Here is a 25,372-nt window from a genome sequence, read left to right on the forward strand (position 1 = left end):
GGCCTATTCGGCCGGCGCGGGATGATGCGCCACGGGGGCGGCGACCTTGGTTTCGGGCTGGATGCCCTCCGTCGCGTCCTTGCGCCGGAACAGGCGCATCACGACGACGAAGAACACCGGCACGAACAGCACCGCCAGGATGGTCGCCGAGATCATGCCGCCCAGCACGCCCGTGCCGATGGCCTGCTGGCTCTTCGAGGCGGCACCGGTGGCGATTGCGAGCGGCACCACGCCGAGGATGAACGCGAGCGACGTCATCACGATGGGGCGGAACCGCAGGGTCGAAGCCTCGATGGTGGCATCGACGAGGCTCTTGCCAGGCTTCCACAGGTCTTTGGCGAATTCCACGATGAGGATCGCGTTCTTCGCGGACAGTCCGATGATCGTGATGAGGCCGATCTTGAAGTAGACGTCGTTGGGGAGCCCCCGGAGATACACCGCCGCCACGGACCCGATCACGCCGAGCGGGATCACGAGGAGCACGGAGAGCGGGATCGTCCAGCTCTCGTACAGGGCGGCGAGGCACAGGAACACGATGATCACCGACAGGGCGAGGAGCAGGCTCGCCTGGCTGCCGGCGAGCTTCTCCTGGAGCGATTGCCCGGTCCAGGTGTAGCCGAAGCCCTTGGGCAGCTGCTGCATCAGGCGTTCCATCTCGGCGATGGCATCGCCCGAGGTGTAGCCCGGGTTCGGCTCGCCGGTGATGCGCACGGACTGGTAGCCGTTGAAGCCGACGATCTGGCTCGGTCCCATGCCCCACTTCAGATCGGCGAAGGAGGACATCGGCACCATCGCCCCCTGCGCATTCTTCACGGCATAGCTCAGGAGGTCGGTGGCCTGCATGCGCTGGAGCTGCTCCGCCTGGACGTAGACGCGCTGCATCTTGCCCTGGTTCGGGAAGTCGTTGGTGTAGACCGAACCGAGGTTGACCTGGATCGTCGTATTGATGTCCTCGAACTTCACTCCGAGGGCGGCGGCCTTCTCCCGGTCGATGATCAGTTCCGCCTGGGGCGCCGGCGGCAGACCCTCGATCTTCATCTTCTGGAGGATCGGGCTCTTCCTGGCGAGCGACAGGAGCTGGGCTTCCGCCGCCGTGAGGGCGGAGTAGCCCCGCTGCGCCCGGTCCTGCAGGCGGAACGAGAAGCCCGCCGCGTTGCCGAGGTTGTCCACCGGGGGCGGCTCCTGGGCGTCGACGATGGCGTCGCGGTAGCCGGCGAGCGCCGTGTTCGTGCCCGCCACGAGGGCAGCGGCGGAACTCGACGCGTCGCGCTCGCTCCACGGCTTCAGGGTGACGAAGGCCTGACTCAGGTTCGCACCCTGGCCCGAGAACGAAAAGCCGTTGAGCATCGTCACCGTGGCGACGCCCGGCTGGGCCAGCAGATGTTCCTCGACCTTGCGGACCGCGGTCTGCGTGCGGTTGAACGAAGCGCCCGGGGGCGTCTGGATGTCGACGGTGAAGAAGCCCTGATCCTCGATGGGCAGGAAGCCTTCGGGCAGGCGCATGAAGGCGAAGGCCACGCCCGCCAGCAGGGCGAGGTAGACCACCATGATCCGGCCGGACGCCTTGATGAACCAGGCGACGCCGCGTCCGTAGCGGGCGGTCTCCCGGTCGACGATGCGATTGAACCAGCCGAAGAACCCACCCTTGGCGTGGGCATGGCCCTTCTCGACGGGCTTCAGCAGGGTCGCGCATAGGGCCGGGGTCAGGGATAGGGCCAGCAGCGCCGAAAAGCCGATGGAGGTCACCATGGCGATGGAGAACTGCCGGTAGATGATGCCCACCGAACCGGGGAAGAACGCCATGGGGATGAACACGGCCACCAGCACCAGGGTGATGCCGATGATGGCGCCGGTGATCTGCTCCATGGCCTTAGCGGTGGCTTCCTTCGGCGGCAGCCCCTCCTCGTTCATGATGCGCTCGACGTTCTCCACCACCACGATGGCGTCGTCGACGAGGATGCCGATGGCCAGCACCATGCCGAACATGGTCAGCACGTTGATGGAGAAGCCGGCGAGCAGCATCACCGTCACCGTTCCCAAGAGGGCGATGGGCACGACGATGGTGGGGATCAGGGTGTAGCGGATGTTCTGCAGGAACAGGAACATCACCACGAAGACGAGGATCACCGCCTCCACGAGGGTCATCAGGACCTTCTTGATCGAGGCCTGCACCGCCGGGGTGATGTCGTAGGGAATGTCCCACTTCAGGCCGGGCGGGAAGAACTGCGACAGCTCCTCCATCTTGGCGCGGATCGCCTGGGCGGTCTCGAGGGCGTTGCCGTCGGGGGCCAGGGTCACCGAGATGCCGGCTGCCTCGCCGCCGTTGAGGCGCGTGGAGAACTGGTAGGCGTCGCCGCCGAGTTCGATCCGCGAGACGTCGCGCAGGCGCACGTTCGAGCCGTCGGAATTCGCCCGCAGGACGATGGCGCCGAAATCCTCGACGGTGTTGAGCTGGCCCTTGACAATGATCGGGGCGAACACGGCGTTCTTCACCGGGCTCGGCTGGGCGCCGACGGCGCCCGAGGCGATCTGGACGTTCTGGGCGCGGATGGCGTCGGCCACGTCGTCGGGGCTGAGCGACAGGCCGCGCAGCTTGTCGGGATCGACCCAGACGCGAAGCGACCGCTCCGTCGAGTAGAGCGTCGCGCGTCCGACCCCCGGCACGCGCCGGATCTCGTTGATGACGTTGCGGATCAGGAAGTCGCCGAGCCCGATCTCGTCCATCTTCCCGTCGGTGGAGATGAGGGTGATGATGTTCAGGGTCGCGGCCGAGGCTTCCTCGACGAGGATGCCCTGCTGGCGCACCTCCGCCGGCAGACGCGCCTCGACGCGCTTGAGGCGGTTCTGCACCTCGACGGAGGCGAGCGCCGGGTCCGTGCCCGGCTGGAAGGTCGCCGTGATGTTGATGGAGCCGAACGAATCCGTGGTGGATTCGAAGCTCATGATGTTGGCGGCGCCGTTGAGCTCATCCTCGATGAGCCGCGTCGTGCCGGTGTAGAGACTCTCCACCGACGCGCCCGGGAAAGCCGTCGACAGGGCGATGGAGGGGGGCGCGATCACCGGGTACTGCGCCACCGGCAGCATTGGGATCGAGAGCACGCCGCCCAGGATGATGAACAGGGCGACGACCCAGGCGAAGACCGGCCGGTCGATGAAGAAACGCGCCATGGGTCAGCGCACCTGCGCGGCGGAGCGGGGCGTAGGCTTGGCCTCCTGCTTCATCTCCGCTCTCGCGTCCACCTTCGGAGCCGGCTCGACCACATCGGTGTCGCGGGGCTTCGGCGTCGTATCCGCTGAGACCGGATGGAGTTCGACGGTCTTCACTTGCTGGCCGGCGGAGATCTTCTGCACGCCCTCGACGACCACGCGGTCACCGACCTTCAGACCCTCGCGAACGATCCACTGGCTGTCGACCACGGGACCGACCTCGATGGGCTGCAGCATGACCTTGTCGTCCTCGCGCACCACCCAGACCTCGGGCTTGCCGTCGCTGGTGCGCTGGATCGCCTGCTGCGGAACGGCCAGGGCGTCGGAATCGATGCCTTGCTTGATGCGGGCGCGCACGTACATGCCGGGGAACAACTCGTCGTGCGGGTTCGGGAACTGAACGCGCAGGGTCACCTGCCCGGTGCTCGGATCGGCGGTGACGTCCGAGAACAGGAGCCGGCCCGCCGAACCGTAGAGCGACCCGTCGTCCATGATGAGGTGCACGTTGGCGGTATCGCCGGACAGGCGCGAAAGCTCGCCGCTGGCGAGATCCCGGCGCAGCTTGTTCAGCTCGCCCACCGACTGGGTGATGTCGACGTAGATCGGATCGAGCTGCTGGATGGTCGCGAGGTTCGAGGTGGCGCCCTGCTCCACCAGGGTTCCCTCCGTGAGGAGGGCCCGGCCGATGCGGCCCGAGATCGGAGCGCGGACATCGGTGTAGCCGAGGTTCAGCCGTGCCCGGTTGCGAGCGGCCTTGGCGCCTGCGACTTCGGCCTCGGCCTGCTTCAGGGCCGCGTAGGCGCTGTCGTACTGGGCCTGGCTCGCGGTCTGGCGCGTCAGGAGCTGCTCCAGGCGGTCGGCCTGCTGGCCGGCCAGGACCTGAGCGGCCTCCGTGCGCGCGAGCACCGCCTCGGCACTCTGCAATTCCACCTCGAACGGTGCCGGGTCGATCTTGTAGAGAATGTCGCCTTCCTTGACCAAGCTGCCCTGCTCGAAGGTCCGCTTGATGACGAGGCCCGAGACCCGCGAGCGCACCTCGGCGATCCGCATGGGCGCGACGCGACCGGGAAGATCCCGCACGTAGGGAATCGGTTGCTCGCGCACGGTGACGATGCTCACCTCCGGCGGCGGGACGGGCACCGGCGCTGCCGCCTGCTGCTTCTGATTGCAAGCCGACAGGGTGACGAGGACGATGCCGACGGCAACGGAAGCCGGCCGAGCCCAGAACACGCGTAGGGAGGGGGACGTCACGATCACTTCGCTCCTGCGGAATTCGGTCGATGGGCGGCCGCCAGGGGCGGACCGCTCTCGCTGTGTTCAAAGGACCACGCCGGCCCGCCCCGTGGAACGGAGGGATCGCGCGGCAAGCGCCGGGCCACGGAGAGCACGCCCGGACGGAGAGATGCGCAGGGCATCGATGGGAACAGCGGCGGAGGGCCGGACGGCTTGGCTGTCATCAGGGCTGTCTGACGGACGATCTTGGCGATCCGACGACAACCCAACAATCGGGACGGACCTCGCCTCGGCCGCTAGCCTGGAGCACACGACACAAGAAACCGTGAAGGCGTGACCAGCTCGACGCGCCCGACGAAGCTCACGATCGACGCCGGCTCTTTCGACCGGCCCCCGATGCGGCGATCGCTTCGTGCGATAGTCTCAGGCGCCAAGCCTTGGAGGCCGGTCCGGTGGATGATCGTCGCGGGTATCCGGCTTGCCGGCGCCAGTGAGAGCAACCGCCGCCGAGGCGTGCGAAATCGGCAGCAGCCGGGGGCTGGCCACTACAAGGTCCTCGCGCAGGTCGTCGGCGTCATTGCCGACCCGTACCACCTTCGGAACGTCGGAGGAGGCCGCGCTGTCGCCGGAAGCGTACGCGGAGTGCTCTGCGAAGGACGCCGCCGGCATCTTCGGTCCCGGGTCCGTCACGGACGGCCAGGAGATCAGAAGCATCACCATGAGATGGAGAAGGCACGGCAGGGCAGAGAGCCAATTCCGACCGGGCAGCGACCCAAGGGCGCGCCCGCGGGAGCGCGTCTCGTCTGCGCCCACGGGCGACTTCGGGTGCTGTGCGGAACCTCTCACACCACCAAGACTGGTGTTTCACGGAGCGCGTGACAAGTTCCTGCGGCATTCTGCCGTCCTCCGCGCTTTCGCTCCCATCCCGGTGGAGGCAGTCCCTTGGGCGTTGCCGGGATCACACAGGGGTATCCCCATCGGTCTCGCGCCCGTTGACCGGTCCATCCCGGGCGGCCAAGGCTCGGCCCTTCGATTTCGGGGATCGCGAATCCGAGGATTCACGGCCCCCCGTTCGACCAACTGCCCATCGGACCCGGCGCCGCGCAGGCACGGGGCTCGCCTCGGCTGAAGGACCACATCATGCAGACGCGCTTCGCCGCATCCGCTTTCGCGATCGCCCTCACCCTCGCGACGGCGCCCGGTGCCCAGGCCGGCAACCCGTTCGACAGCGGCCCCATCGCCGATTTCATGAACATCTTCCGCGAGCAGGCGATCCCGCGCGAGACGGTGGCGTGGAAGGGCGCGGAGAAGCCCGGCACGGTCGTGGTCTCGACGAGCCAGCGGCGCCTGTTCTACGTGCTCCCCGGTGGGCAGGCCGTGCGCTACGGCGTCGGCGTCGGGCGCCAAGGCTTCTCCTGGTCCGGCCAGAAGGCCGTCACCGCGAAGAAGGAATGGCCGGATTGGCGCCCCCCGGCCCAGATGCTGGCGCGCCGGCCGGACCTGCCACGCTTCATGGCCGGCGGCCAGGACAACCCGCTCGGGGCTCGCGCCATGTATCTCGGTTCCACGCTCTACCGCATCCACGGATCGAACGAACCCGAGACCATGGGCGCCGCGGTCTCGTCGGGCTGCATCCGCATGACCAACAAGGACGTCGTCGACCTCTACGACCGGGTGAAGGTCGGCACCAAGGTCGTCGTCCGCAACTGACCCCCTCCGGGCCGTTGCGCGCCGCGAGCTCGCGCGCACCGCCCGACTTCCCCTGCCCGCCTCTGGTCGGCTTGATCTGATCCAACCGCCAGAGGGCCTATGATCTTCGGTGTCGATCCCGGCCTGCTGGCGGGCCTGTTCGCCGTGGCGGTCGCGGCGGGCTGCGTCGACGCCATCGCGGGCGGTGGCGGGCTTCTCACCCTCCCGACGCTTCTGCTGGCCGGCCTCGATCCGGTGAGCGCCATCGCGACGAACAAGCTCCAGGGCTCGGCCGGTGCGGTTTCGTCCACCGTGGCATTCGCGCGGCGCGGCCTGATCCATTGGCCGGCAGCCTGGAAGATCGCCGTCTCGGCCGGGATCGCGTCCATTGCCGGTGCCCTTTGCGTCAGCCTGCTGCCGCGCCCCGTCCTCGATGCCGGCGTGCCGATCCTGCTCATCGGCATCGCCGTGTACTTCGCCACGGCCCGGCGCATGAGTGCCGAGGACGCCACGGCACGGATGACGCCGGCACTGTTCGCCCTGACCTGGGCGCCGGCGGTGGGCTTCTACGACGGGGTGTTCGGGCCCGGTGCGGGCGCGTTCTACATGATCGGGTTCGTGACCCTGCTGGGGCTCGGCGTGGTGCGGGCGACAGCCCACACCAAGCTCGCCAACGCGGCGAGCAACCTCGGCAGCCTCGCCCTGTTCGCGCTCGGGGGGCACGTTGTCTGGGCGATCGGCCTCGTCATGGCCGTGGGCGCGATCCTGGGGGCGCAGATCGGCGCTCGCCTCGCCATCCGCCTCGGGGCGCGCCTCATCCGCCCGCTGCTGGTCACCATCGCATGCGCCATGGCGATCCGCCTGCTCTCCGACCCGGCGAACCCGCTTCGGCACGCCGTGGTCCGTCTCTTCGTCGGCCCCTGATCACCGGGGCAAATGTCAGCGGGGCATGAACGCCCAGTAGTCGAGGTCGAGGATGACCGACGGATCGTAGCCTTCACCGGCCTTGTCCGGGTGTGCGCCGCACGGCTGGTTCTTCGTCGCCACCGTGCGTAGGCGCAGGAGGCCGACATCGGACCGGCCCGGCAGTTCGGCCGTCTCCAGCACCTCGCTCCAGGCGTAGACCGTGTCTCCGGCGAACAGCGGAGCGACGTGGCGTCCGGCATTGATGCCCGCGAGCGCGAAGGCGTTGCCCAGGCCGTTGAAGCTGAGCGCACGGGCCAGCGAGATGACCACCCCGCCATAGATGAGCCGGCGGCCGAAGCGGGTGTCCTTCGCCGCGTACCCGTCGAAATGCACCTTGGCGGTGTTCTGGTAGAGGCGCGTGGCGATCTGGTGCTCGGCCTCCTCCACGGTCATGCCGTCGACGTGGTCGATCTTCTCACCCGCCACGTAGTCGCCGAAGCGGTGCGGCGAGCCGGCGAGTTCGAGATCGTAGGCGCCGACATCGAGGAGCGGCAGGGCGCCGGCGAGGTCGGCCGGGTTCACCACCTTGGCGAAGGTCGGCACGTGCTCCTGCTCGATCTTCGCCTCGGGGTCGCGCTTCTTCACGAGCACCCAGCGGCAATAGCTCAGCACGGTCTCGCCGTTGGCGTCCGATCCGGTGGAGCGGACGTAGACGACTCCCGTCTGGCGGTTGGAGCTCTCCTTGAGACCGATCACCTCCGAGACCGTCGAGAGGGTCTCGCCCGGATAGACCGGCCGGCGGAAACCACCCTCGGCGTAGCCGAGGTTCGCCAGCGCGTTGAGCGAGATGTCCGGGACGGTCTTGCCGAACACCACGTGGAAGGTGAGCAGGTCGTCCAGCGGGCTCTGGGGATAGCCCAGCGCTTTGGCAAAGGCGTCGGACGCCTGCACGGCGAAACGCGGTCCATAGAGCGCCGTGTACAGGGCCACGTCGCCGGTGGTGACCGTGCGGGGCGTGGCATGGCGGATGGTCTCGCCGAGGCGATAATCCTCGAAGAAGCGGCCAGGATTGGTCTTCATGGGCGCGAATCGTCCTCGCATCGGGGTTCGCGGGAGGGCGCGCAGGTTGGCGGGCGCGCCTCCGCGAGGCATCGGAGATCCGGGCTGTCCCACGGCGGCTCACCGACACGAGACGGCCCGGTAGATGGAGCGCTCAGCGCACGTAGACCGTGGGCTGCACCGGCACGAATTCGTGGAGCAGGCGGCTTGCGAACAGAAGCAGCAGCACCAGCACGATGGGCGACAGGTCGACGCCGCCGAGGTTCGGCAGGATGTTGCGGATCGGCCGCAGCACCGGCTCGGTGAGCCGGTAGAGCACTTCGCCGATCTGGGAGACGATGGGATTGCGGACGTTCACGACGTTGAACGCCACCAGCCAACTCAGGACGGCGCTGGCGATGAGCACGTAGATGTAGAGCTGGACGACGGTGTCGAAGAGCCAGATGAAGGCATTCATGCGCGGGATCGATGTCCTCGTGGTCCAGCGCCCCGGGCACGGGTCACGCGCACGCAAAGCAGCAGGATTTCCGGAATTGACAGGCCGGCGTGCGCACGCCTAAAAGGCCCGCACCCCGGAACGGGGCTGTAGCTCAGATGGGAGAGCGCCGCAATCGCACTGCGGAGGTCAGCGGTTCGATCCCGCTCAGCTCCACCACCACTTCCCGCTTGGAATTGGTGTGTGAGGTCAAGAGTTTATCAGGTCCATCGCCCTGAGTGGGTCCCGACGGGACCAGGGTGGTATCCGGACCAGATCCCCAACAATCCTGTGATGGTCGCCGCTCACGCGTGCTCCGTTTCACCCTCCCTCGCCAGGGGCAGGGTGATCTCGAACCGGGCGCCGCCGAGGCTCGACACGCCACCGGCCGCCGCGAGTTCGAGGGTGCCGCCCTGGGCGCGCAGGACCGCCTGGACGATACCCAGGCCCATGCCGGTGCCGCCCTCCACGCGGCGGGTGGTGAAGAACGGCTCGAGCACCCGCGCCCGATCCCGCTCGGCGATGCCCGTGCCGTCGTCGACGACATGGACGTGCAGATGCCCGGCCGTGGCCCTGGCGGTGATCTGCAGCACAGCCGCACCGTGACGAGTGGCGTTGTCGGCCAGATGCCCGAACACGATGCCGGCCTTCTCGTCGGACAGGCCCAGAGTCCACGCGTCGGCATTCTCGGTTCGAACATCGAGATCGGGAAACCTGCGGCGAAGGTCCGACACGATTGCGGCGAGAGACGCGATGCCGACGGCCCCCGGACGCTCCGCGCGGGCGAGTTCGCGCAGCCGCCCCAGCAGGGCGGACAGCCGCGCCGTGTCGGCGACGATGTTGTCGAGGAAGCGCCTCCGCTCCGCCGCGCTCATGGCTGCGCCGGGCTCGAGGCCATCGTCCCGCAGGAGTTCGGCCGCTCCCCGGATCGCCGTCAGCGGCGTCTTCAATTCGTGGGAGACGTGGCTCGCGAAGGTCGCGACGTAGTCGGATCGCTCCCGCAACTGCAAGGCCATGGCGTCGAGACTGTGTCCGAGGAGCGCGATCTCCCGCGTCCCGAACCGCGCATCGGGCTCCGGGTCGACGGGCGCGCCCTGACCGAGCGCGACGGCGCGGGCCACCAGCGCGTGGATCGGCCGGGCGATGGCGCGGGTGAAGACGAGGGCGATGCCGAGGGTGGCCACCAGCACCACGAGCACGGCCGTCGCGACCTTGCCCCCCTCTCCGTAGAGCTGGCGCATGACGTTGTTCGGCGTCCGCGAGGCGTAGACGGCTCCGGCGACGCGGCCATCCACGAGGATCGGCAGCGCAGTGAACACCCGCACGCTGGTGCCGCGGCTGAGGGAGTAGAGTGGCGGCACGGCGTGCTTCGAGACGCGGGCGCGCAACACGGCTCGGAAGCGGCCCCGCAGGGCATCGGCGACTTCCTCGACCCCGGCGAGGGAGCGGCCGACTTCATCGCCGCCCGCGATGATCGTCCCGTCCCGGTCGACGATCCGGAAGCCCGCGAGGGTTGTCGCCTTCACCCGCGCCAGCACGGGGGCGAGCCGCTCGCCGAGGGCCAGGGCGGCGGGACTCGCGGCCTTCGCGGCCTCCTGGGCGTCGGGCCGCCTGTCGAGGCTGTGGTCGACGGTGAGGTCGAGGGCCGGCTCGATGATCGGGAGCGATGCGTCCGGTGCCGCGGCGCCGAGCAGATCGGCCCGGGCCGGATCGGTTTCGAGGTCACGGGCGACGAAGGCGGCCACCACGGCGCTCTGGGCGATCAATTCGCCCTCGGTCTGGCGTACCAGTTGGTTCTCGTAGAGGCGCACGAAAGACAGGCCGAGGAGCGGCAGCGCCGCGACGGTCGCCAGCATCGTCAGGACGACGAGGCCGAGGGTCGGTCGCCATTTCCGGGAGCCACGGCGTGCGCTCACGACGGGGGCCTGCACGGGCCGAGCCGGAAACCGACGCCGTGTACGGTCTCGACGGCGTCGGAGCATCCGGCGACGGCGAGCTTCGCCCGGATGTTGCGGACGTGGCTGTCGATGGTCCGGTCCGAGACGTGGACGCGTCCGCCATGGGCCGCGTCCATGAGCTGATCGCGGGTGAGGACGATTCCGGGCCGGACCGCGAGACCCCGCAGGATCGCGAATTCCACCGCCGTCAGCTGCACGGCCGCTCCGGCGAAAGCGGCGGCGCGGCGCGGCGGGTCCAGCACGAGGCCGCCCTGCCGTAGGACGTCCGGCTTCGTTGCCGCGATCGGGCGCTGCTCCATCCGGCGCAGGATGATCCCGACCCGGGCCACGAGTTCGCGTGGGCTGAAGGGCTTGGTGACGTAATCGTCGCCCCCGATCTCGAGGCCGAGCACCCGGTCGATCTCTTCGTCCCGGGATGACAGGAACAGGATCGGGACCTCCGAGGTCCGGCGGACGCGCCGGCACACTTCGAGGCCGTCGATCCCAGGCAGCCCGACATCGAGGACGACGAGGCGAGGCGCGTCCTCGGCGATCCGGGCGAGGGCCTCCTCCCCGTCGCCCGCGACCCGCGTCACGTGCCCCGCCTTGCCGAGGGCGAAGCAGATCACCTCGCGGATGTGGGGGTCGTCGTCGACGACGAGAATACTGGGGGCCATCGCCTCACTCATTTCAGCCGGGTCGCTTCGGTCGCGTATCACGGCGTGCCGGCGCCCCCGGGGGTGGGGGCGTACCGGTGCCCCTGTAGATAGCCCAGGAGGCGTCCGTCGCGGAACGTCCAGGCGCGCCAATCCGCCATCCGGCCGATCTGTGCCGCTGCGAGTTCGTTGCGCCAGGCGACCACACCGTTCTGCCGCGTTGTCTCATCCACGAGCCAGCGGTCGACGGCCGGGATCGCCTGGGGACCGAGGCTCAAGGCGTAGTACGCGTCGAACGGCGTTCCCGCCCGTCGGCTGTGAGCGAGGTTGTAGTCGGCGACGAACCCGGCGACGTTGACGAAGGCGCAGGCGTAGAGGGTCGCGGCCAGGATCAGGCCATTGGCGGCGATCAGCCAGGTGTTCGTGCGACGCAGGGCGATGCGGGCGAGGATGAGGATCAGCCCGGCCCCGACCAGCCCCATCCACACGAAGGCGGCGGCGCGCGGCAGGGTGAGCGAGTAGGTCGCGACGTAGAGGTCGAGGCGCAGGAGCGCCGAGACCACGAGCAGCACGTTCTGTCCGATCCAGAGATAGACCAGGCCGCGGATCGTGCGGGACCCCTCGCCGGGACCGCCCGGACGGAGGGCCACGAGGACGAAGCCGGCGGCGAGCAGCGCCGTGAGAATCAGCGGGTAGGCCCCGCGATGGGCATAGGACGCGTAGGTGATGCCGGACGGTAGGGCGACGCCGCCCCAGAGGTAGGCGAGGTCGAGGCCGCTCTGGAGGGCGAACAGCAGGTTGAACAGGATCAGGCTGCGCAGGACGAGGGACACGTCGATCCACCGGTTTAGACCCGTCGCAACCGTCGGGGGCAAAGCCGGGACGAAATTTCCAGGCCCCTGTCCACGAGCCATGACGCGGCGGGCGGTGACGAAGGCCCACGCCACCGAGAGCAGGATACCCCAGGCAAGCAGGCGCAGCGTATCGAGGTCGGCGGCGGGGATCGACCATTCCAGGTCCGCCAGCCACGCGTCGATGATCGGGTTGGCCGAGGCGAACAGGCTCGCGAAGAGGCAGCAGAGCAGCAGCGGCACGAGCCAGCCCAACAGCGAGGCCTGGAGGCGCTCCGTCAGGCGCCGCAGCGGGATCCGCTGCGAAATCGTGGCGAGATCCGGAATGAGGCGGAACGGCCCGACCACGAGGAGATTCCCGACCGTCAGCCCTGCGGATCGGACGCCCTGGCTGAATGCGCCTCGTATCCCCGCAGCGAACAGCGCCGTTCCGAAGATGCCGGACGTGACCGACAGGAGCCCGACACCCTCGACGAGAGGCAGCAACCCGGCAAGCAGGATCAGGATGGCGCCGCACCGGTCGCGCAGCGAGGCGCGCAAAGGATTGGCAACCGCCACGGCGAGGCCGAGCAGTCCGAGAAAGAGCGCGACGGAGATGCCGAGGTTGCGCTCATAGAGCAGCTGGTCGCCGACGATTGCGACGAGGGCGGCGAGGAGGAGCTTCGGGGCCGGATGCGCCACGGCGGGGGGTGCATCGGCCCAGAGGATGTCGGGGACGGACGAGGTGGGCGAGCGTATCTCAGCCATGGGCAGGATTCCCGGTGGGAGCCGCCGCGGGGCTGGCGCTCCCACGACAGAGCCGCCGCGCCAGCCCCGGCGATCCGGACGACCGGGCCGCCGGGATCGGACCCGTTCGTGCTCATCTGCGCAAGCTGAACCGGTACGGTGCAGCCCCGAGGGTCAGCCTGTGCAGCCGATCAGGAATCGCGTGCAGAATCTCTGCAGATCGTGCCCGGCCCGCTGGCGCGACGACACACTCTCGCAAGCGCCGTAGGCCTCCGTTAGATCTTCCGGCGCAGACGTGTCGCGAAAAAGCCGTCGAGGCCCCCCCGCTGCTCGGGGGTGGTGCCATCGAGGTGCGAGGGCAGCGTGCGCAGGTCGCCCTGGGCGTCGATGGGCTCGGACAAGCCGCCGAGTTCTTCAGGGGTGACAGGCACGCGCTCGAACTCGTCGGTGCGCTTGAGGAAATCCCGTACCTGGCGCTCACCCTCCTCCGGCTCCAGGGAGCAGGTGCAGTAGACGATCCGGCCGCCGGGCTTCACCAGCATCGCAGCCCGGTCGAACAGGCGGCGCTGCAGGGCGGCAAGGCGCAGGATGTCGTTGCCGGCCTTGGTCCAAGCCACGTCCGGGTGCCGGCGCAGGGTGCCGGTCGCCGAACACGGCGCGTCGAGCAGCACGGCGTCGAACCCACCCGGCTCGTCCACTTCGAGGGCGTTGCCGACGCGAATCTCCGCCTCCAAGCCAAGGCGCCTGAGGTTTTCGCGCAGGCGTTCCAGGCGGGGGACGGACCGGTCGACGGCGACCACGTCCGCACCGGCTGCGGCGAGCTGCGCGGTCTTGCCCCCCGGCGCGGCGCAGAGATCCGCCACCCGCTCGCCGGATTTCACGGCGAGGAGCCGAGCGGGAATCGCCGCCGCGGCATCCTGCACCCACCACGCGCCCTCGGCGTAGCCGGGCAGGTCGGCGACGGGGGAGCGGATATCGTGCAGGCGCACGCTGCCCGTCGGCAGCACGACGCCGCCGAGGCGGTCCGCCCATTCGGCCGCCGCGCCTTTCACGGTGATGTCGAGGGACGCGCCCGCCAGATGGGCGGCGGCGATGGCCCGCGCCGTGTCCTCGCCGTAGGCGTCCCGCCAACGGCCGGCGAGCCAGGCCGGCGTGTTCTGCGCCAGGGGATCGCTCATCTCGGCCTGGATCTCGGCGCGCTCGCGCACGATCCGGCGCAGGACCGCGTTCACGAGGCCGGACAGGTGCAGGAGTTGCGGGTCGCCCTTGGCGATGCGGACGCCGAGATCGACGGCGGCGTGGTCCGGCACGTTGAGGTCGAGGATCTGGGCCGCCCCCGTCGCCAGCAGGGCAACGAGGCGCGGCTGGTCCTCCGGCAGGCCCTGCGACAGACGCGCGGCGAGGATCGCCCGCAGGAAGCCGAGGCGCCGGAAGGTGGCGGTGGCGATGGCCCGGGCCAGGGCCGTGTCGGCGGCATCGAGTTCGGCGTGGCGCCCGGCCTGTGCCAGGGCGTCCTCGAGGGCGAAGGCGTGGGTGTTCGCCAGGAGATCGGCCACGGCGCCGTGGGCGACTTGCCGGGCGGCGAGGCCCGCGACGGTGCGATCGATGGCCGTCGTCGGCCCCTCCGCATTGCGGCGTATCGCCATGAGTCCCACTTTCCCAACACGGTGCCCGGCCCGGCCGGGTATCTTCGAGACAGCCCTTTCACCCCTCACCGCCGAGATGCAAGTCGTGATGCCAGTTTTGCCGATGCAGGGAGAGCCGGAAACCCCGAATCCGGCGCCGCGCCAGCCCCTCTCCCCCGCCGCTCGCCGGGCCCTGGCCGAGGCCGAAGCGCGTCGGAAGGACATCGACGCGCGAGCCGCCGAGATCGCCGCCGCGCGCGAGCGCCAGGGCCGCGGCGGTCTGGAGCCGGTTCGCTACGACGATTGGGAGATCAAGGGCATCGCGGTCGACTTCTAAGCGATCCGGAAGGCCGGATCAGCGAACCACGTAGACCGGCGTACCGACGGAAACGCGGCTGTAGAGATCGACCACGTCCTGATTGTACATGCGGATGCAGCCATACGAGGCGTAGGAGCCGATGGAGTTCGGCCGGTTGGTGCCGTGGATGGCGTACTCCCCGCCCGAGAGGGTCAGGGCCGCCGAACCCATGGGGTTGTGGGGCGAGCCGCCGGCGATGACATCGGGCAGGCGCGGGTTGTCGCGCTTGACCTCGCGGGGCGGCGACCAGGCCGGCTCCACGTACTTGCCGTCGATTTGGCGCGCGCCGGTCCATTGCTTGCCCGGCTTGCCCACGGCCACGGGGTAGCGGATCGCCGTCCCGTCGCCGTTGACGAGGTAGAGCCGGCGCTCGGCCGTGCGGACCACGACGGTGCCGGGACTCATGCCTTCGTCGAACGCCACGACTTCCCTTGCCGCGGCCGGCATCGCCGCGAGTGCACCGGCCACGGCCAGCACCCCGAATACAACCTTTTCGAATCCGATCATGAATCTCGTCCCCGTCAGCTTGACTTTGCTGACGACGACAATCGACGGCCAAGGTTGCCGTTCCGCTTAACGCCTGCCAGCGCTGGGGGATAACTGCGAAGGACTTGCCGTCACGGTAAAGGATCGTTCCTGCCGTTTCGACGCGAAGCAACGGGCTCTCGCAAGGTTCGATCAACCTTGACGAATTCAGCGCTCGATAAGATCCGCCGCCGTCGCGATCCGATCCTGCCAGCCGTGGCGGACGAGTTCGGGATCGGCATGCTCTTCGACGGGGAACCCGACGCACAAGTAGGCGACGAGGTGCCAGGCGCAGGGCACGTCGAGGACCGTACACACGGTTTCGGGTTCCAGGATCGACACCCATCCCACCCCGAGGCCGTGGGCGCGAGCGGCGAGCCAGAACGTCTGCACGGCGCTCACCACCGAGTAGCGCAGCATCTCGGGCATGGTGGCCCGGCCGAGGCCGTGGCCTGTCTCGGTTCCCTCGTCGCAGAATACCGCGAGGTGCACCGGCGCTTCGGTGAGCCCGGCGAGTTTGAGGCGGATATAGGCGTCGCGCCGCTCGGCGGCGTAGTCCGTCGCCGCCGCCGCGTTGCAGCGCTCGAAGCTCGCCGTAACGGCTCCGCGCCGGGCCGGGTCCGCCACCCGGACGAACCGCCAGGGCTGACTGTTGCCAACCGACGGGCTCAGGGCCGCGAGATCGAGGCAGCGGCGCAGGACGGCGTCGTCCACCGGATCGGTTCGGAAGCGGCGCACGTCGCGGCGCCACGCGAACAGGTCCGCGAGGGTCTGACGGAAATCGGCATCGAACTGGACCACGACCGATCGTCCCACGGCAGAGTGCGTGGGTCCGTCATAGACCGGGCAACGGGGGGACGGGCGAAAAAAAGGCCGCGCTCCGGAGAGGCGGCCTGAAGTCCTTGGGTCTCGAAACCTCTGGAGTGTCGATTCGCGGAGGTCGGGCGGTACCCGAGCGCTGGGGAGCGTAAGTTTCGGGTACCGCGTCGACCGGCGGATGCGACGAGGTTCGGCAACAGGTCTGCCCTTCCAACGCGGCATGGGCAGGGCATCTTCACGGCGGAATGGTGGTGGTGCGCCGGCGCACCGTACTGCGGCAAGTTCGGCATGGCATCGGGCGTGACGTCGCGTCCCGTCCGCTCTGCCGGTTTACCCGCACTCCGATGATGGCGCCGCGACTCTTGCGGGAGCACCGACGCAGGACCATCATCGGGGTTTGGGCCAGCCGGAAACAGGAGCGACGATGAGCGAGCGGACAAGCGCCGAACCCAGATCGTCCGAGCCTGCGGCCCGGGTCATCCCTTTTCCCTCGGCGCCCGTCCCTCCTCAGATTGCGTTCGACCGGGCGGAGTTGCGCGTGCTGTTCAATCTCTACGGCCGCATGGTGTCGGCGGGCGAGTGGCGCGACTACGCCCTCGACTTCCAGCGCGACAAGGCGGTGTTCTCGATCTACCGGCGCAGCTCCGAGATGCCCCTCTATCGGGTCGAGAAGGACCCCAAGCTCGCCCGGCGCCAGGGCGCCTACGCGGTGTTGTCGGCGTCCGAGCTGGTTTTGAAGCGCGGCCAGGACCTCGCCCGCGTGCTCGCCGTGCTGGAACCGCCCCTGCGCGCCGTATAGGGGGCTGGAGGCCCGCAACAAAAAGGCCCCGGCGGTTACCCGCCGGGGCCTTTCTTATGCTCGGTCCATTCGACTTAGCGGCGGTCGCCGAGCAGCGAGAGCAGCATCTGGAACATGTTGATGAAGTCCAGGTACAGGGTCAGGGCGCCGTTAACGGACATCTTGGCAGCACCCTCGGCGTCGAGGCCGCTGTAAAGGAACATCTCCTTGAGCTTCTGCGTGTCGTAGGCGGTGAGGCCTGCGAAGATCAGCACGCCGAGCACCGAGATCGCGAACTGCAGGGCCGACGAGGCCATGAAGATGTTGACCACCGACGCGATGATCAGGCCGATGAGGCCCATGATCAGGAACGAGCCCATGCCCGACAGGCTACGCTTCGTCGTGTAGCCGTAGAGGCTGAGTCCGCCGAAGGTGGCCGCCGTGATGAAGAAAACCCGCACAACGCTGGCGCCCGTGAAGACGAGAAGCAGCGACGACATGGACGCCCCCATCACCGCCGCGAAAGCGAAGAAGGTCATGCGGGCGGAGGCCGCCGACATGCGGTCCATACGCATGGAGAAGATGAAGATGAAGGCGAGGGGCGCCAGCATGATCACCCACTTGAGCGGGCTCGTGTAGAGAAGCTGACCGAACGGGGTCAGGGCTACGCGGCCCGTCGCCGTCTGCGCGACGGCGGCCATGTTGAGGCCGAGCGCCACGAGACCGGAGATCCCGAGGCCGATGACCATGTTGTTGTAGACGCCGAGCATGAAGGTACGCAGGCCCTGGTCGATATCGACCTGGGTGCCGGCATACCCTGTCGGCTGGGCGCCGACCCGAAAGGGGCTGTTGTCGAATGCCATGGGAGTTTCCTTTGGAAGCTCTCTCAGCGTGTGATTTCAGGAAGGAGGCTCACGCACGGGACCTCTGGCACCATGAGTGCCTCGGACACAAATATGTTCCGTCCTCCCGCTTCGCACAAGAGGCCGGCTGAGCTTCACCCGTGGGAATCTCGACCCCCGGGGGGCTGATTTTATTTGCGTTTTTCGGGATTAAAACCAAGCTCGTCAGAACTGTCGTAGGTAGGGCGCCGGCTTCTGCCCGAGGATGCGCCAGGTGCCGGCAAGCCCGAGCACGACGGCGAACACCACGGCGAGTGCGGCCGCGACGAGCGCGCCCGTAAGGTCGAGGGTGAATTCGAGCTTCATCACCCGGGTGACGATGACCCAACCGGCGAGCGTACCGGCCAGCAGCCCGAACACGGCGGTGGCGAAACCGAGCGCTCCGTATTCCAGAGTGTAGGCGGCGAGCAGGCGCCCGCGGGTGGCACCGAGGGTCTTCAGGACGACGGCGTCGTAGAGCCGGGCGCGGTGGCCGGCCGCGAGGGCGCCAGCGAGGACGAACAGGCTCGCCACCACGGCGATGCCGCTGGCGCCGCGAATGGCGAGCACGAGCTTGCCCACGACATCGTTGACCGCCTCCAGGGCCTCCTTGACCCGGATGCTGGTCACCGACGGGTAGGCGCGCGCGACATCGCGCAGGATGATTGCCTCGGTCTTCATGTCCGGTCCGGTCGCCAGGGTGAGGGTGGCGAGGTCCGAGTGCGGCGCGCCCCGGAAGGTGCCGGGCGAGAACACCATCACGAAGTTGATACCGAGGGACCGCCACTCGACCTTGCGCAGGTTCGCGACCTTGGCCGTCAGGGTCCGGCCCAACACGTTGACCGTGACGGTGCCGCCGACGGCGAGGTTGAGGCTGCGGGCGAGTTCGGCGTCGAAAGAGACCAGCGGCGTGCGGGCGTCCTCGGCATTCCACCAGGTTCCGGCGACGAGGCGGGAGCCTTCCGGGATATCCTCCGCGTAGGTGATGCCCCGGTCGCCGTCGAGGACCCAGGCGGCGTCCTCCGGCGGCTTGAGCGATGCGGCGGGGACGCCGTCGATGGCGGTGATGCGCCCGCGCATCATCGGCACGCGCTCGATCTTGGCCCCCGGTGCCTGGGTTCCGAGGAAGGCGTGGAAACCCTCCGAATCGGCTGCCGGGATGTCGAGGAAGAACAGGTTCGGGGCCCGCGCCGGCAAAGAGTTGCTGAGGGTGTTGCGGACGTTGGCGTCGATGAGGCTCAGGGTGACGAGCAGCGTCACCCCGAGTCCGAGGGACAGGACGATGGCGGGCGTGAGCGCGCCGGGCCGGTGCAGGTTGGCGAGCGCCATCCGGGGCGCGGCCGAGCGCGGGCGCGGCAGGCGGCGGGCCAGCGCCATCAGCCCGAAGGCGACGATGCGAAGGAGGCCGAAGGCGATGGCGGCCGCGGCGATGAAGATGAGGGCGAGGCGCCGGTCGAAGGCCGTGGCGAGTGCCAGCCCGACGAGTCCCGCGAGGGCCGCAGCGAGGATCAGCTTGTAACGCCGGCGTGTCTTCACCGAGCCGGGATCGACCACGTCGCGGAACAGCCCGGAGACCGGGATATCGTGGGCGCGACCCAGGGGCAGGATCGCGAAGGCGAGTGCGGTCAGCAGACCATAGGCGGCCGCGAGCACGAGTTCGCCCGGCGCCAGAGTGGGGTTGAGGGGCAGTGGCAAGGACGTGTGGAACAGGGCATCGATGACGAAAGGCAGACCCGCGCCGAGGCCGAGGCCGATGGCTGTGCCGAGGCCGGCGATGAGCATCACCTGGGTTAGGTACAGGGCGACCACCTGCCCGCCCGGCGCACCGACGCTCTTCAGGGTGGCGATGGAACCGCGCTTGCGCTCGACGAAGGCCGCCACCGCGTTGGCGACACCGACACCGCCGACGATGAGGGCGGTGAGGCCCACCAGGGTGAGGAACTGGGTGAAGCGCTCGATGCTCTTGGCGAAACGCGGATCGGCGTTGGACCGCGCCCGCATCTCCCAGCCGGCCTCGGGCGCGGCGGCCGCGATGGCGGCGGCCCGGCGCTCGATGTCGGCATCGCTCGCGTCCGGCAACTGAAGGCGGTAGCTCCACCGGTTGAGGCTGCCTGGCTGGATCAGGCCCGTGGCATCGAGGGCCGCGCGGGAGACCAGCATCCGGGGGCCGAAGCCGATACCGTTGGCGATGCGGTCCGGCTCGGAAATCAGGGTCGCACGGAGCACGATGGGCGTTCCCGCCACGGTGATACGGTCGCCGATCTTGAGGTCGAGGCGGGTGAGCAGCACCGGATCGACCACGGCGCCGTAGGCCCCCTCCCCCTGGGCCACCAGGCTGGCCAGGGGAGCGACTGGATCTGTGACGAGTTCCCCGGTGGCCGGGTAGTCGTCGTCGACGGCCTTGAGTTCGACCAACGCCGCGCCCTTGTCGCCGGCGAGCGCCATGGCCCGCAGCGTCGTCACCACGCTGACGCGGCCCTGCGCTGTCAACGCGTCGCGCTCGGCCGGCGTCGCCTCGCGGTTGATCAAGCTGTAGGTCAGATCCCCGCCGAGGATCCGCGCGCCCTCGCGCCCGAGCCCGTCCGTGAGAGACCGGGCGATGGAGGCGACGCCCGCGATGGCGGCGACACCGAGCGCGATACAGGCGAGGAACACGGCAAAGCCCGCGAGACCGCCACGCAATTCGCGCAGTGCGAGCCGCAGGGTCAGAGGAAAGGCCAAGCCGGAATTGCGCTTCGCGGGCTGCGCGGGGACGAGGGTTCCGTGCATGGTCAGGCCGCCAGGGCCGCTTCGACCCGGCCGGAGCGCAGGCTCACGGTCCGGTCGCACAGTCGGGCCAGGCCCGGATCGTGGGTGACGAGGACCAGGGTGGCGCCCCGGTCGCGCTTCAGGGCGAACAGCAGGTCGACGATCTGGCGGCCGGTCGCCTCGTCGAGGTTGCCCGTGGGTTCGTCGGCGACGAGGATCGCGGGGTCCGGCGCGATGGCGCGGGCAATGGCGACGCGCTGCTGCTCGCCGCCCGAGAGCTGCGCCGGGTAATGGTGAAGCCGGTGGCCAAGGCCGACCGCCTCGAGTTCGGCCTTGGCGCGTGCATGGGCGTCCGGCTTGTCGGCCAGTTCGAGGGGCAGGGCCACGTTCTCCAGGGCCGTCATGGTGGGAACGAGGTGGAAGGCCTGGAACACGATGCCGATGCGCCGGCCGCGAAACCGCGCCAGGGCGTCCTCGTCGAGCCGTCCGAGATCGGTGCCCTCCACCACGATGGAGCCGGAATCCGGCCGTTCGAGGCCCGCCATCACCATGAGAAGGGTCGACTTGCCGGAACCCGAGGGACCGACGAGGCCCACCGCCTCGCCCTTTGCGACATCGAGGGAGATGCCGCGCAGGACATGGACGCGCGCCGCGCCGCGTCCGAGGCTGAGATCGAGGTCAGCCAGTGAAATGGCATGGGCGATGGCGTGCGGGTCGCGGACGGGGTCGGCCTTGCCGGACATCGATGGGAAACCGATCTGTAGGGAGTTGGGGTCGAAAGCGTCAGGGTCGAGGTTCAGCCGGAATGCGTCGGTGCTCATTGTCACGTACCACCGAAATGGCTCCCGGAGCCGAGCGGTCACGTTTCGCCGATATGGTCCGTTGGGTCGCGCGGCGCCATATCCGCCCTCTGCAGGTCGTCCTGATGACACTCTTTGCCGCACTCGGACTGGCTGGAGCCCCGGCACGGACCGCCCCGGCCGAGCGGCCCGTCACTCTCGTGGCGTTCGGCGACAGTCTCACGGCAGGGTACCGGCTGCCCGGCTCGGCCGCGTTCCCCGCCGTGCTGGAGCGGGCGTTGCAGGCCAAGGGCCGCGCCGTCACCGTCGCCAATGCGGGGGTCTCCGGCGACACCACCACGGGCGGTCTCGATCGCCTCGACTGGTCCGTGCCCGACGGAACCGATGGGGTGATCCTGGAGCTCGGCGCCAACGACATGCTGCGCGGCACCGACCCGGCCGTGACCCGCAAGGCCCTGGAGACCATCATCACGCGGCTGAAGGCGCGCAACATTCCGGTGATGCTCGCGGGCATGCGGGCCTCGCCGAATCTCGGGCCGGACTACGTCGCGCGCTTCGACGCGATCTATCCGGACCTCGCCCGGGATCACGGTCTCGTCCTTTACCCGTTCTTCCTTGCCGGCATCGCCGGCGACAAGGCCTACAACCTTGAGGACAAGCTCCACCCCAACGCGAAGGGTGTCGAGACCATCGTCACCGGCATCCTGCCGAGCGTCGAGACCTTTCTCGACCGGGTACAGGCCGCGGGCCGCTGATGCCGCGGCTGTTCACCGGTCTGGAAATCCCGGCCGACATCGCCGAAACGCTGGCCCTGCGGCGCGCCGCCCTGCCGGGCTCACGCTGGATCGAGCCGGGCGACTATCACATCACCCTCCGGTTCCTCGGCGACGTGGACGAGACCGTGGCGGAAGCCTACCACGATGGCCTCGTCGAAGCCCGGGCGCGCCCGCCCCTCGATCTCGTCCTCGATGGGCTCGGGGTGTTCGGGGGCGCGAAACCCCGTTCGATCCTGGCGAATGTCGCAGCGAATCCGGACCTTGCTGAACTTCAGGCCGAGCATGAACGAATCGCCCGGGATGCGGATGCCGCGCCCGACACCCGGCGGTTTACGCCACACGTGACATTGGCTCGCCTCAACCGGCAGGCGGATGCGTTCGCGGTGGCACAGTATCTGACGGAAACGGGCGGTTTCCCGCCCCTTCGCTTCACCGTGAAGCGGGTGGCTCTGTTCTCGGCCCGCGCCTCCAAGGGCGGCGGACCCTACCTCGTCGAGGCGGCCTACCCCCTCGACGGATGACCGTCCGGCCGGTCAGGCCGGGCGGGGTGTCGCCAGCACCTTATCGATGCGTCGGCCATCCATGTCGACCACTTCGAATCGCCAGCCATGGGCTTCGAAATGATCGCCGGCCGACGGAATGCGCCCGAGCTGGAAGATCACGAAGCCCGCCAGGGTGGCGAAATCCTCTGTGTCCGGGTGTTCGGCGAAGGCAAGCCGCTCGAAAGCCTGCCCTGCCGGCATCATCCCGTCGATGAGGAGCGAGCCGTCCTCGCGCTCGACCACCGCCGGCTCGTCGCCGATCTCCGGGATGTCGCCCGCGATGGCCTCCAGGAGGTCGGTCTGCGTGACGATGCCCTCCAGGCTGCCGTACTCGTCCACCACGATGGCCATGCGGACGGGCTGGGCCTGGAAGATCTCCAGGACCGCCAGGATCGACAGGCTCTCGTGCACCACGATGGGCGGCTGGGTCGCGGCCAGAACGTCGATGGCGTTCCCATCGAGAACCTGATTGAGGAGGTCCTGCTTGCGCACCACACCGACGATCTCGTCGACCTGCGTTCGGCTGACCACGATCTGGGCGTGGTCGCACTCGCGCACGGCCTTCAGGATCGCCTCGCGGTCGTCGTCGGCATCGACCCATTCGACCTCGTGACGGGGGGTGATGATGTCCCGCACCTTGCGCTCGCCGATGGAGAAGATGCGCTCCACCGCCTCCTGCTGCGCCTCGCGGATGAGGCCCGCCTCCTGGCTCGCCTGGATCAGGAGGTTCAGTTCCGCCGTCGAATGCAGCGACCCCTCGCCATGCCCGGCCTTGAGGCCGCACAGGCGCACGACGCCGTTGCCGAGCCCGTTGAGGGACAGGATCGCCGGACGGAAGATGAACAGGAACAGGCTGAGGGGCCGCACCACGGCCAGCGCCGTGCGCTCGCTGCGCTGAAGGGCGAGGCTCTTCGGAGCGAGTTCGCCGAGAACGATGTGCAGCGCGGTGATGATGACGAACGAGATCGCGACCGCGATGGTGTGGGCGGCCACCGCGCTTACGGAGTCCGGCAGCCAGAACAGAGCGGGTTCGATGAGGTGGGCCAACGCCGGCTCGCCGACCCAGCCGAGCGCCAGGGACGATATGGTGATGCCGAGCTGCGTCGCGGCCAGATGCGCATCGAGCTGATCGGTGGCGCGCTGCAGGGCGGTGGCGTTGGTCCGGCGCTCGGTGACCAGTTCAGTCACCCTGCTCCTGCGGACGGAAACGAGGGCGAACTCGGCGGCCACGAAGAACCCGTTGGCCAGCACGAGGACGAGGACGGCAACAAGGCCGAGGCCGGTTGCCCACACTTGATCGGAAATCGTCGTCTCCACCGCTCGGGTCGTGGCGGGAGATCTAACAGTTGTGCCGCACGGGGCCAATCGCCCCGGACAGTCCACCCGCAGCAATATGAGGCACGGTAGCTCCCCCCGGGTGCCGACCCTACAGGCGGCGCAGTGCCACGGTCTCGATGCGGTGGCTGGCGCCCTTGGCGAGGATCAGGCTCGCACGCTGGCGGGTCGGAAGGATATTGTCGCGGAGATTCGGCAAATTGATGGTCGTCCAGAGATTGTCGGCGATCTCCAGGGCTTCGGCCTCCGTAACCTCGGCGTAGCGCCGGAAGTAGGACAGTGGATCGCGGAACGCGGTCTGGCGTAGGCGCAGGAAGCGGTTGACGTACCAGCGGTGGAGGTCGTCCTCGTGGCCGTCGAGGTAGATCGAGAAGTCGAAGAAGTCGGAGACGAACGGAATCGCGGTGCCGTCGCGGGGCAGGCGCGCCGGTTGGAGGACGTTCAGGCCCTCGACGATGAGGATGTCGGGGGATTCCACAACCCGTTCCTCGCCCGGTACGACGTCATAGACGAGGTGGGAGTAGAGCGGGGCGGCGACACGTTTCTTGCCCGCCTTGATATCCGTGAGGAAGCGCAGGAGTGCTGCGGTGTCGTAGCTCTCCGGGAAGCCCTTGCGCTCCATGGCGCCCATGGCCTTCAGCTCGGCGTTGGGCAGCAGGAAGCCGTCGGTGGTGATGAGGTCGACCTTCGGCGTATTGGGCCAGCGTGCCAGCAGGGCTTTCAGCACCCGGGCGGTGGTGGACTTGCCGACCGCGACCGAACCGGCGACCCCGATGATGTACGGGACCTTGGCCTCGCGCTCGGCCATGAGGAAGCGCTGGGTCGCCTTGAACAGGCCTTGCGTCGCCGCGACGTAGAGGGAGAGCAGGCGCGACAGCGGCAGGTAGATCGCCTCGACCTCCTCCACCGAGATCGGATCGTTGAGGGATTGCAGGCGGGTCACGTCCTCGGCGGTGAGTGTGAGGGGCGTGTCCGCGCGCAGCTGAGCCCATTCCTCGCGGGTGAAGAGGCGGTAGGGCGAGAGCCGCTCGGGACCGAAGCCGGTGACGGGGTCCTGCCCAACGGCCGGATCACGCTCCGGCGAGGGCCCCACGGCAGCATTCTCGCTCACGTGTGCCTCCGGGCCGCCTTCTCGGCGATCCCGCTCTGTGCGGTGCGCCGTTCCAGCTCGGCCATGACTTCGTCGAGGGCAACGCCACCGGCCCGCAGCAGCACGACGAGGTGATAGAGCACGTCCGCCGCCTCGCTCACGAGACCGGCGTGGTCGCCCTGCACCGCAGCGATGGCCGCCTCGACGGCTTCCTCGCCGAGTTTCTTGGCGGGCTTGGCCGGCCCGCCAGCGAGGAGCTTGGCGGTGTAGGATTGGTCGGCCGGGGCCGCGGCGCGGGCCGCGACGAGGGCGTCCAGATCGGCGAGGGTGAACTGGGTCATACGGTCCTGGATTCC

Annotated in this window: 23 protein-coding genes and 1 tRNA gene; 7 read left to right on the top strand and 17 right to left on the bottom strand. The window is 68.9% G+C overall.

Going from position 1 to position 25,372, the window contains the following annotated elements:
• Positions 1-3: 3 nt before the first annotated feature.
• The 3 genes from ASF27_RS20355 to ASF27_RS20365 all read right to left on the bottom strand — a co-directional run bounded on the left by ASF27_RS20355 (position 4) and on the right by ASF27_RS20365 (position 5,154).
• Positions 4-3,168, bottom strand: a complete 3,165-nt coding sequence (locus ASF27_RS20355; protein ID WP_056362996.1) for a multidrug efflux RND transporter permease subunit — start codon at positions 3,166-3,168, stop codon at positions 4-6.
• A 3-nt stretch (positions 3,169-3,171) separates the two neighbouring features.
• Positions 3,172-4,458, bottom strand: a complete 1,287-nt coding sequence (locus ASF27_RS20360; RefSeq protein WP_244481076.1) for an efflux RND transporter periplasmic adaptor subunit — start codon at positions 4,456-4,458, stop codon at positions 3,172-3,174.
• Positions 4,459-4,863: 405 nt separating this feature from the next.
• Positions 4,864-5,154: a hypothetical protein gene (locus ASF27_RS20365; RefSeq protein ID WP_156467592.1), complete on the bottom strand. Its 291-nt coding sequence runs from the start codon at positions 5,152-5,154 to the stop codon at positions 4,864-4,866.
• A gap of 426 nt (positions 5,155-5,580) precedes the next feature.
• Between ASF27_RS20365 and ASF27_RS20370 the strand changes: the two genes are divergently transcribed.
• Both ASF27_RS20370 and ASF27_RS20375 read left to right on the top strand, forming a co-directional pair.
• The gene (locus ASF27_RS20370; protein ID WP_056174407.1) at positions 5,581-6,150 is read left to right on the top strand and encodes a L,D-transpeptidase; all 570 of its coding nucleotides are present in this window, start codon (positions 5,581-5,583) and stop codon (positions 6,148-6,150) included.
• A 99-nt stretch (positions 6,151-6,249) separates the two neighbouring features.
• On the top strand, positions 6,250-7,053 hold the full coding sequence (locus ASF27_RS20375; RefSeq protein WP_056174405.1) for a TSUP family transporter: 804 nt from the start codon (positions 6,250-6,252) through the stop codon (positions 7,051-7,053).
• Positions 7,054-7,068: 15 nt separating this feature from the next.
• On the opposite strand, the gene ASF27_RS20380 is transcribed toward ASF27_RS20375, so the two are convergent.
• Together ASF27_RS20380 and ASF27_RS20385 are read right to left on the bottom strand one after the other, a co-directional pair.
• The gene (locus tag ASF27_RS20380) at positions 7,069-8,115 is read right to left on the bottom strand and encodes a MaoC family dehydratase (RefSeq protein ID WP_056362999.1); all 1,047 of its coding nucleotides are present in this window, start codon (positions 8,113-8,115) and stop codon (positions 7,069-7,071) included.
• Positions 8,116-8,248: 133 nt separating this feature from the next.
• On the bottom strand, positions 8,249-8,551 hold the full coding sequence (locus tag ASF27_RS20385) for a YggT family protein (protein ID WP_056174402.1): 303 nt from the start codon (positions 8,549-8,551) through the stop codon (positions 8,249-8,251).
• Positions 8,552-8,673: 122 nt separating this feature from the next.
• Between ASF27_RS20385 and ASF27_RS20390 the strand changes: the two genes are divergently transcribed.
• Positions 8,674-8,749, top strand: a tRNA-Ala gene (locus tag ASF27_RS20390).
• Between the two features lie 125 nt (positions 8,750-8,874).
• Here ASF27_RS20390 and ASF27_RS20395 read toward each other — a convergent pair.
• The 4 genes from ASF27_RS20395 to ASF27_RS20410 form a co-directional block, all read right to left on the bottom strand.
• Complete coding sequence (locus tag ASF27_RS20395; protein WP_244481077.1) at positions 8,875-10,485, bottom strand: HAMP domain-containing sensor histidine kinase; 1,611 nt, start codon at positions 10,483-10,485, stop codon at positions 8,875-8,877.
• The gene (locus ASF27_RS20400) at positions 10,482-11,183 is read right to left on the bottom strand and encodes a response regulator transcription factor (protein ID WP_056363005.1); all 702 of its coding nucleotides are present in this window, start codon (positions 11,181-11,183) and stop codon (positions 10,482-10,484) included. Before ASF27_RS20400 ends, ASF27_RS20395 begins: the two co-directional genes overlap by 4 nt.
• Positions 11,184-11,221: 38 nt before the next feature.
• Positions 11,222-12,760, bottom strand: coding sequence for a DUF4173 domain-containing protein (locus tag ASF27_RS20405; RefSeq protein ID WP_056363007.1), 1,539 nt, complete (start codon positions 12,758-12,760; stop codon positions 11,222-11,224).
• 254 nt (positions 12,761-13,014) lie between these two features.
• Positions 13,015-14,385: an RsmB/NOP family class I SAM-dependent RNA methyltransferase gene (locus ASF27_RS20410; RefSeq protein WP_056363010.1), complete on the bottom strand. Its 1,371-nt coding sequence runs from the start codon at positions 14,383-14,385 to the stop codon at positions 13,015-13,017.
• Between the two features lie 88 nt (positions 14,386-14,473).
• Between ASF27_RS20410 and ASF27_RS20415 the strand changes: the two genes are divergently transcribed.
• On the top strand, positions 14,474-14,701 hold the full coding sequence (locus tag ASF27_RS20415; RefSeq protein WP_244481078.1) for a DUF1674 domain-containing protein: 228 nt from the start codon (positions 14,474-14,476) through the stop codon (positions 14,699-14,701).
• Positions 14,702-14,719: 18 nt separating this feature from the next.
• Here the strand turns inward: ASF27_RS20415 and ASF27_RS20420 are convergent, their stop codons facing one another.
• Together ASF27_RS20420 and bluB are read right to left on the bottom strand one after the other, a co-directional pair.
• On the bottom strand, positions 14,720-15,229 hold the full coding sequence (locus ASF27_RS20420; RefSeq protein WP_056174396.1) for a L,D-transpeptidase: 510 nt from the start codon (positions 15,227-15,229) through the stop codon (positions 14,720-14,722).
• A gap of 186 nt (positions 15,230-15,415) precedes the next feature.
• Positions 15,416-16,063 (bottom strand): 5,6-dimethylbenzimidazole synthase, encoded by a 648-nt coding sequence (gene bluB / locus ASF27_RS20425; protein WP_056174395.1) that lies wholly within the window; start codon positions 16,061-16,063, stop codon positions 15,416-15,418.
• Positions 16,064-16,490: 427 nt separating this feature from the next.
• On the opposite strand from bluB, the gene ASF27_RS20430 reads away from it, so the two are divergent.
• Positions 16,491-16,865: a DUF2794 domain-containing protein gene (locus tag ASF27_RS20430; protein ID WP_056363016.1), complete on the top strand. Its 375-nt coding sequence runs from the start codon at positions 16,491-16,493 to the stop codon at positions 16,863-16,865.
• Between the two features lie 74 nt (positions 16,866-16,939).
• On the opposite strand, the gene ASF27_RS20435 is transcribed toward ASF27_RS20430, so the two are convergent.
• The 3 genes from ASF27_RS20435 to ASF27_RS20445 form a co-directional block, all read right to left on the bottom strand.
• Positions 16,940-17,707 carry a Bax inhibitor-1/YccA family protein gene (locus ASF27_RS20435; protein WP_056268553.1) on the bottom strand — a complete coding sequence of 256 codons (768 nt, stop codon included), beginning with the start codon at positions 17,705-17,707 and terminating at the stop codon, positions 16,940-16,942.
• 204 nt (positions 17,708-17,911) lie between these two features.
• The gene (locus ASF27_RS20440; protein ID WP_056363019.1) at positions 17,912-20,494 is read right to left on the bottom strand and encodes an FtsX-like permease family protein; all 2,583 of its coding nucleotides are present in this window, start codon (positions 20,492-20,494) and stop codon (positions 17,912-17,914) included.
• Positions 20,495-20,496: 2 nt separating this feature from the next.
• Positions 20,497-21,216: an ABC transporter ATP-binding protein gene (locus tag ASF27_RS20445; protein ID WP_056174979.1), complete on the bottom strand. Its 720-nt coding sequence runs from the start codon at positions 21,214-21,216 to the stop codon at positions 20,497-20,499.
• Between the two features lie 182 nt (positions 21,217-21,398).
• Between ASF27_RS20445 and ASF27_RS20450 the strand changes: the two genes are divergently transcribed.
• The gene (locus ASF27_RS20450) at positions 21,399-22,028 is read left to right on the top strand and encodes an arylesterase (protein ID WP_056306751.1); all 630 of its coding nucleotides are present in this window, start codon (positions 21,399-21,401) and stop codon (positions 22,026-22,028) included.
• Positions 22,028-22,570 (top strand): RNA 2',3'-cyclic phosphodiesterase, encoded by a 543-nt coding sequence (gene thpR / locus ASF27_RS20455; RefSeq protein WP_056306664.1) that lies wholly within the window; start codon positions 22,028-22,030, stop codon positions 22,568-22,570. The genes ASF27_RS20450 and thpR overlap by 1 nt, the downstream gene beginning before the upstream one ends.
• Before the next feature lie 12 nt (positions 22,571-22,582).
• On the opposite strand, the gene ASF27_RS20460 is transcribed toward thpR, so the two are convergent.
• The 3 genes from ASF27_RS20460 to ASF27_RS20470 all read right to left on the bottom strand — a co-directional run bounded on the left by ASF27_RS20460 (position 22,583) and on the right by ASF27_RS20470 (position 25,357).
• Positions 22,583-23,842, bottom strand: a complete 1,260-nt coding sequence (locus ASF27_RS20460; protein WP_056363158.1) for a hemolysin family protein — start codon at positions 23,840-23,842, stop codon at positions 22,583-22,585.
• 175 nt (positions 23,843-24,017) lie between these two features.
• Positions 24,018-25,037: a type I pantothenate kinase gene (coaA, locus tag ASF27_RS20465; protein ID WP_056174385.1), complete on the bottom strand. Its 1,020-nt coding sequence runs from the start codon at positions 25,035-25,037 to the stop codon at positions 24,018-24,020.
• Positions 25,034-25,357: a phosphoribosyl-ATP diphosphatase gene (locus ASF27_RS20470; RefSeq protein WP_056174383.1), complete on the bottom strand. Its 324-nt coding sequence runs from the start codon at positions 25,355-25,357 to the stop codon at positions 25,034-25,036. The genes coaA and ASF27_RS20470 overlap by 4 nt, the downstream gene beginning before the upstream one ends.
• Positions 25,358-25,372: the final 15 nt, after the last annotated feature.

The sequence above is a fragment of the Methylobacterium sp. Leaf102 genome (assembly GCF_001422425.1).
Lineage (GTDB): Bacteria > Pseudomonadota > Alphaproteobacteria > Rhizobiales > Beijerinckiaceae > Methylobacterium.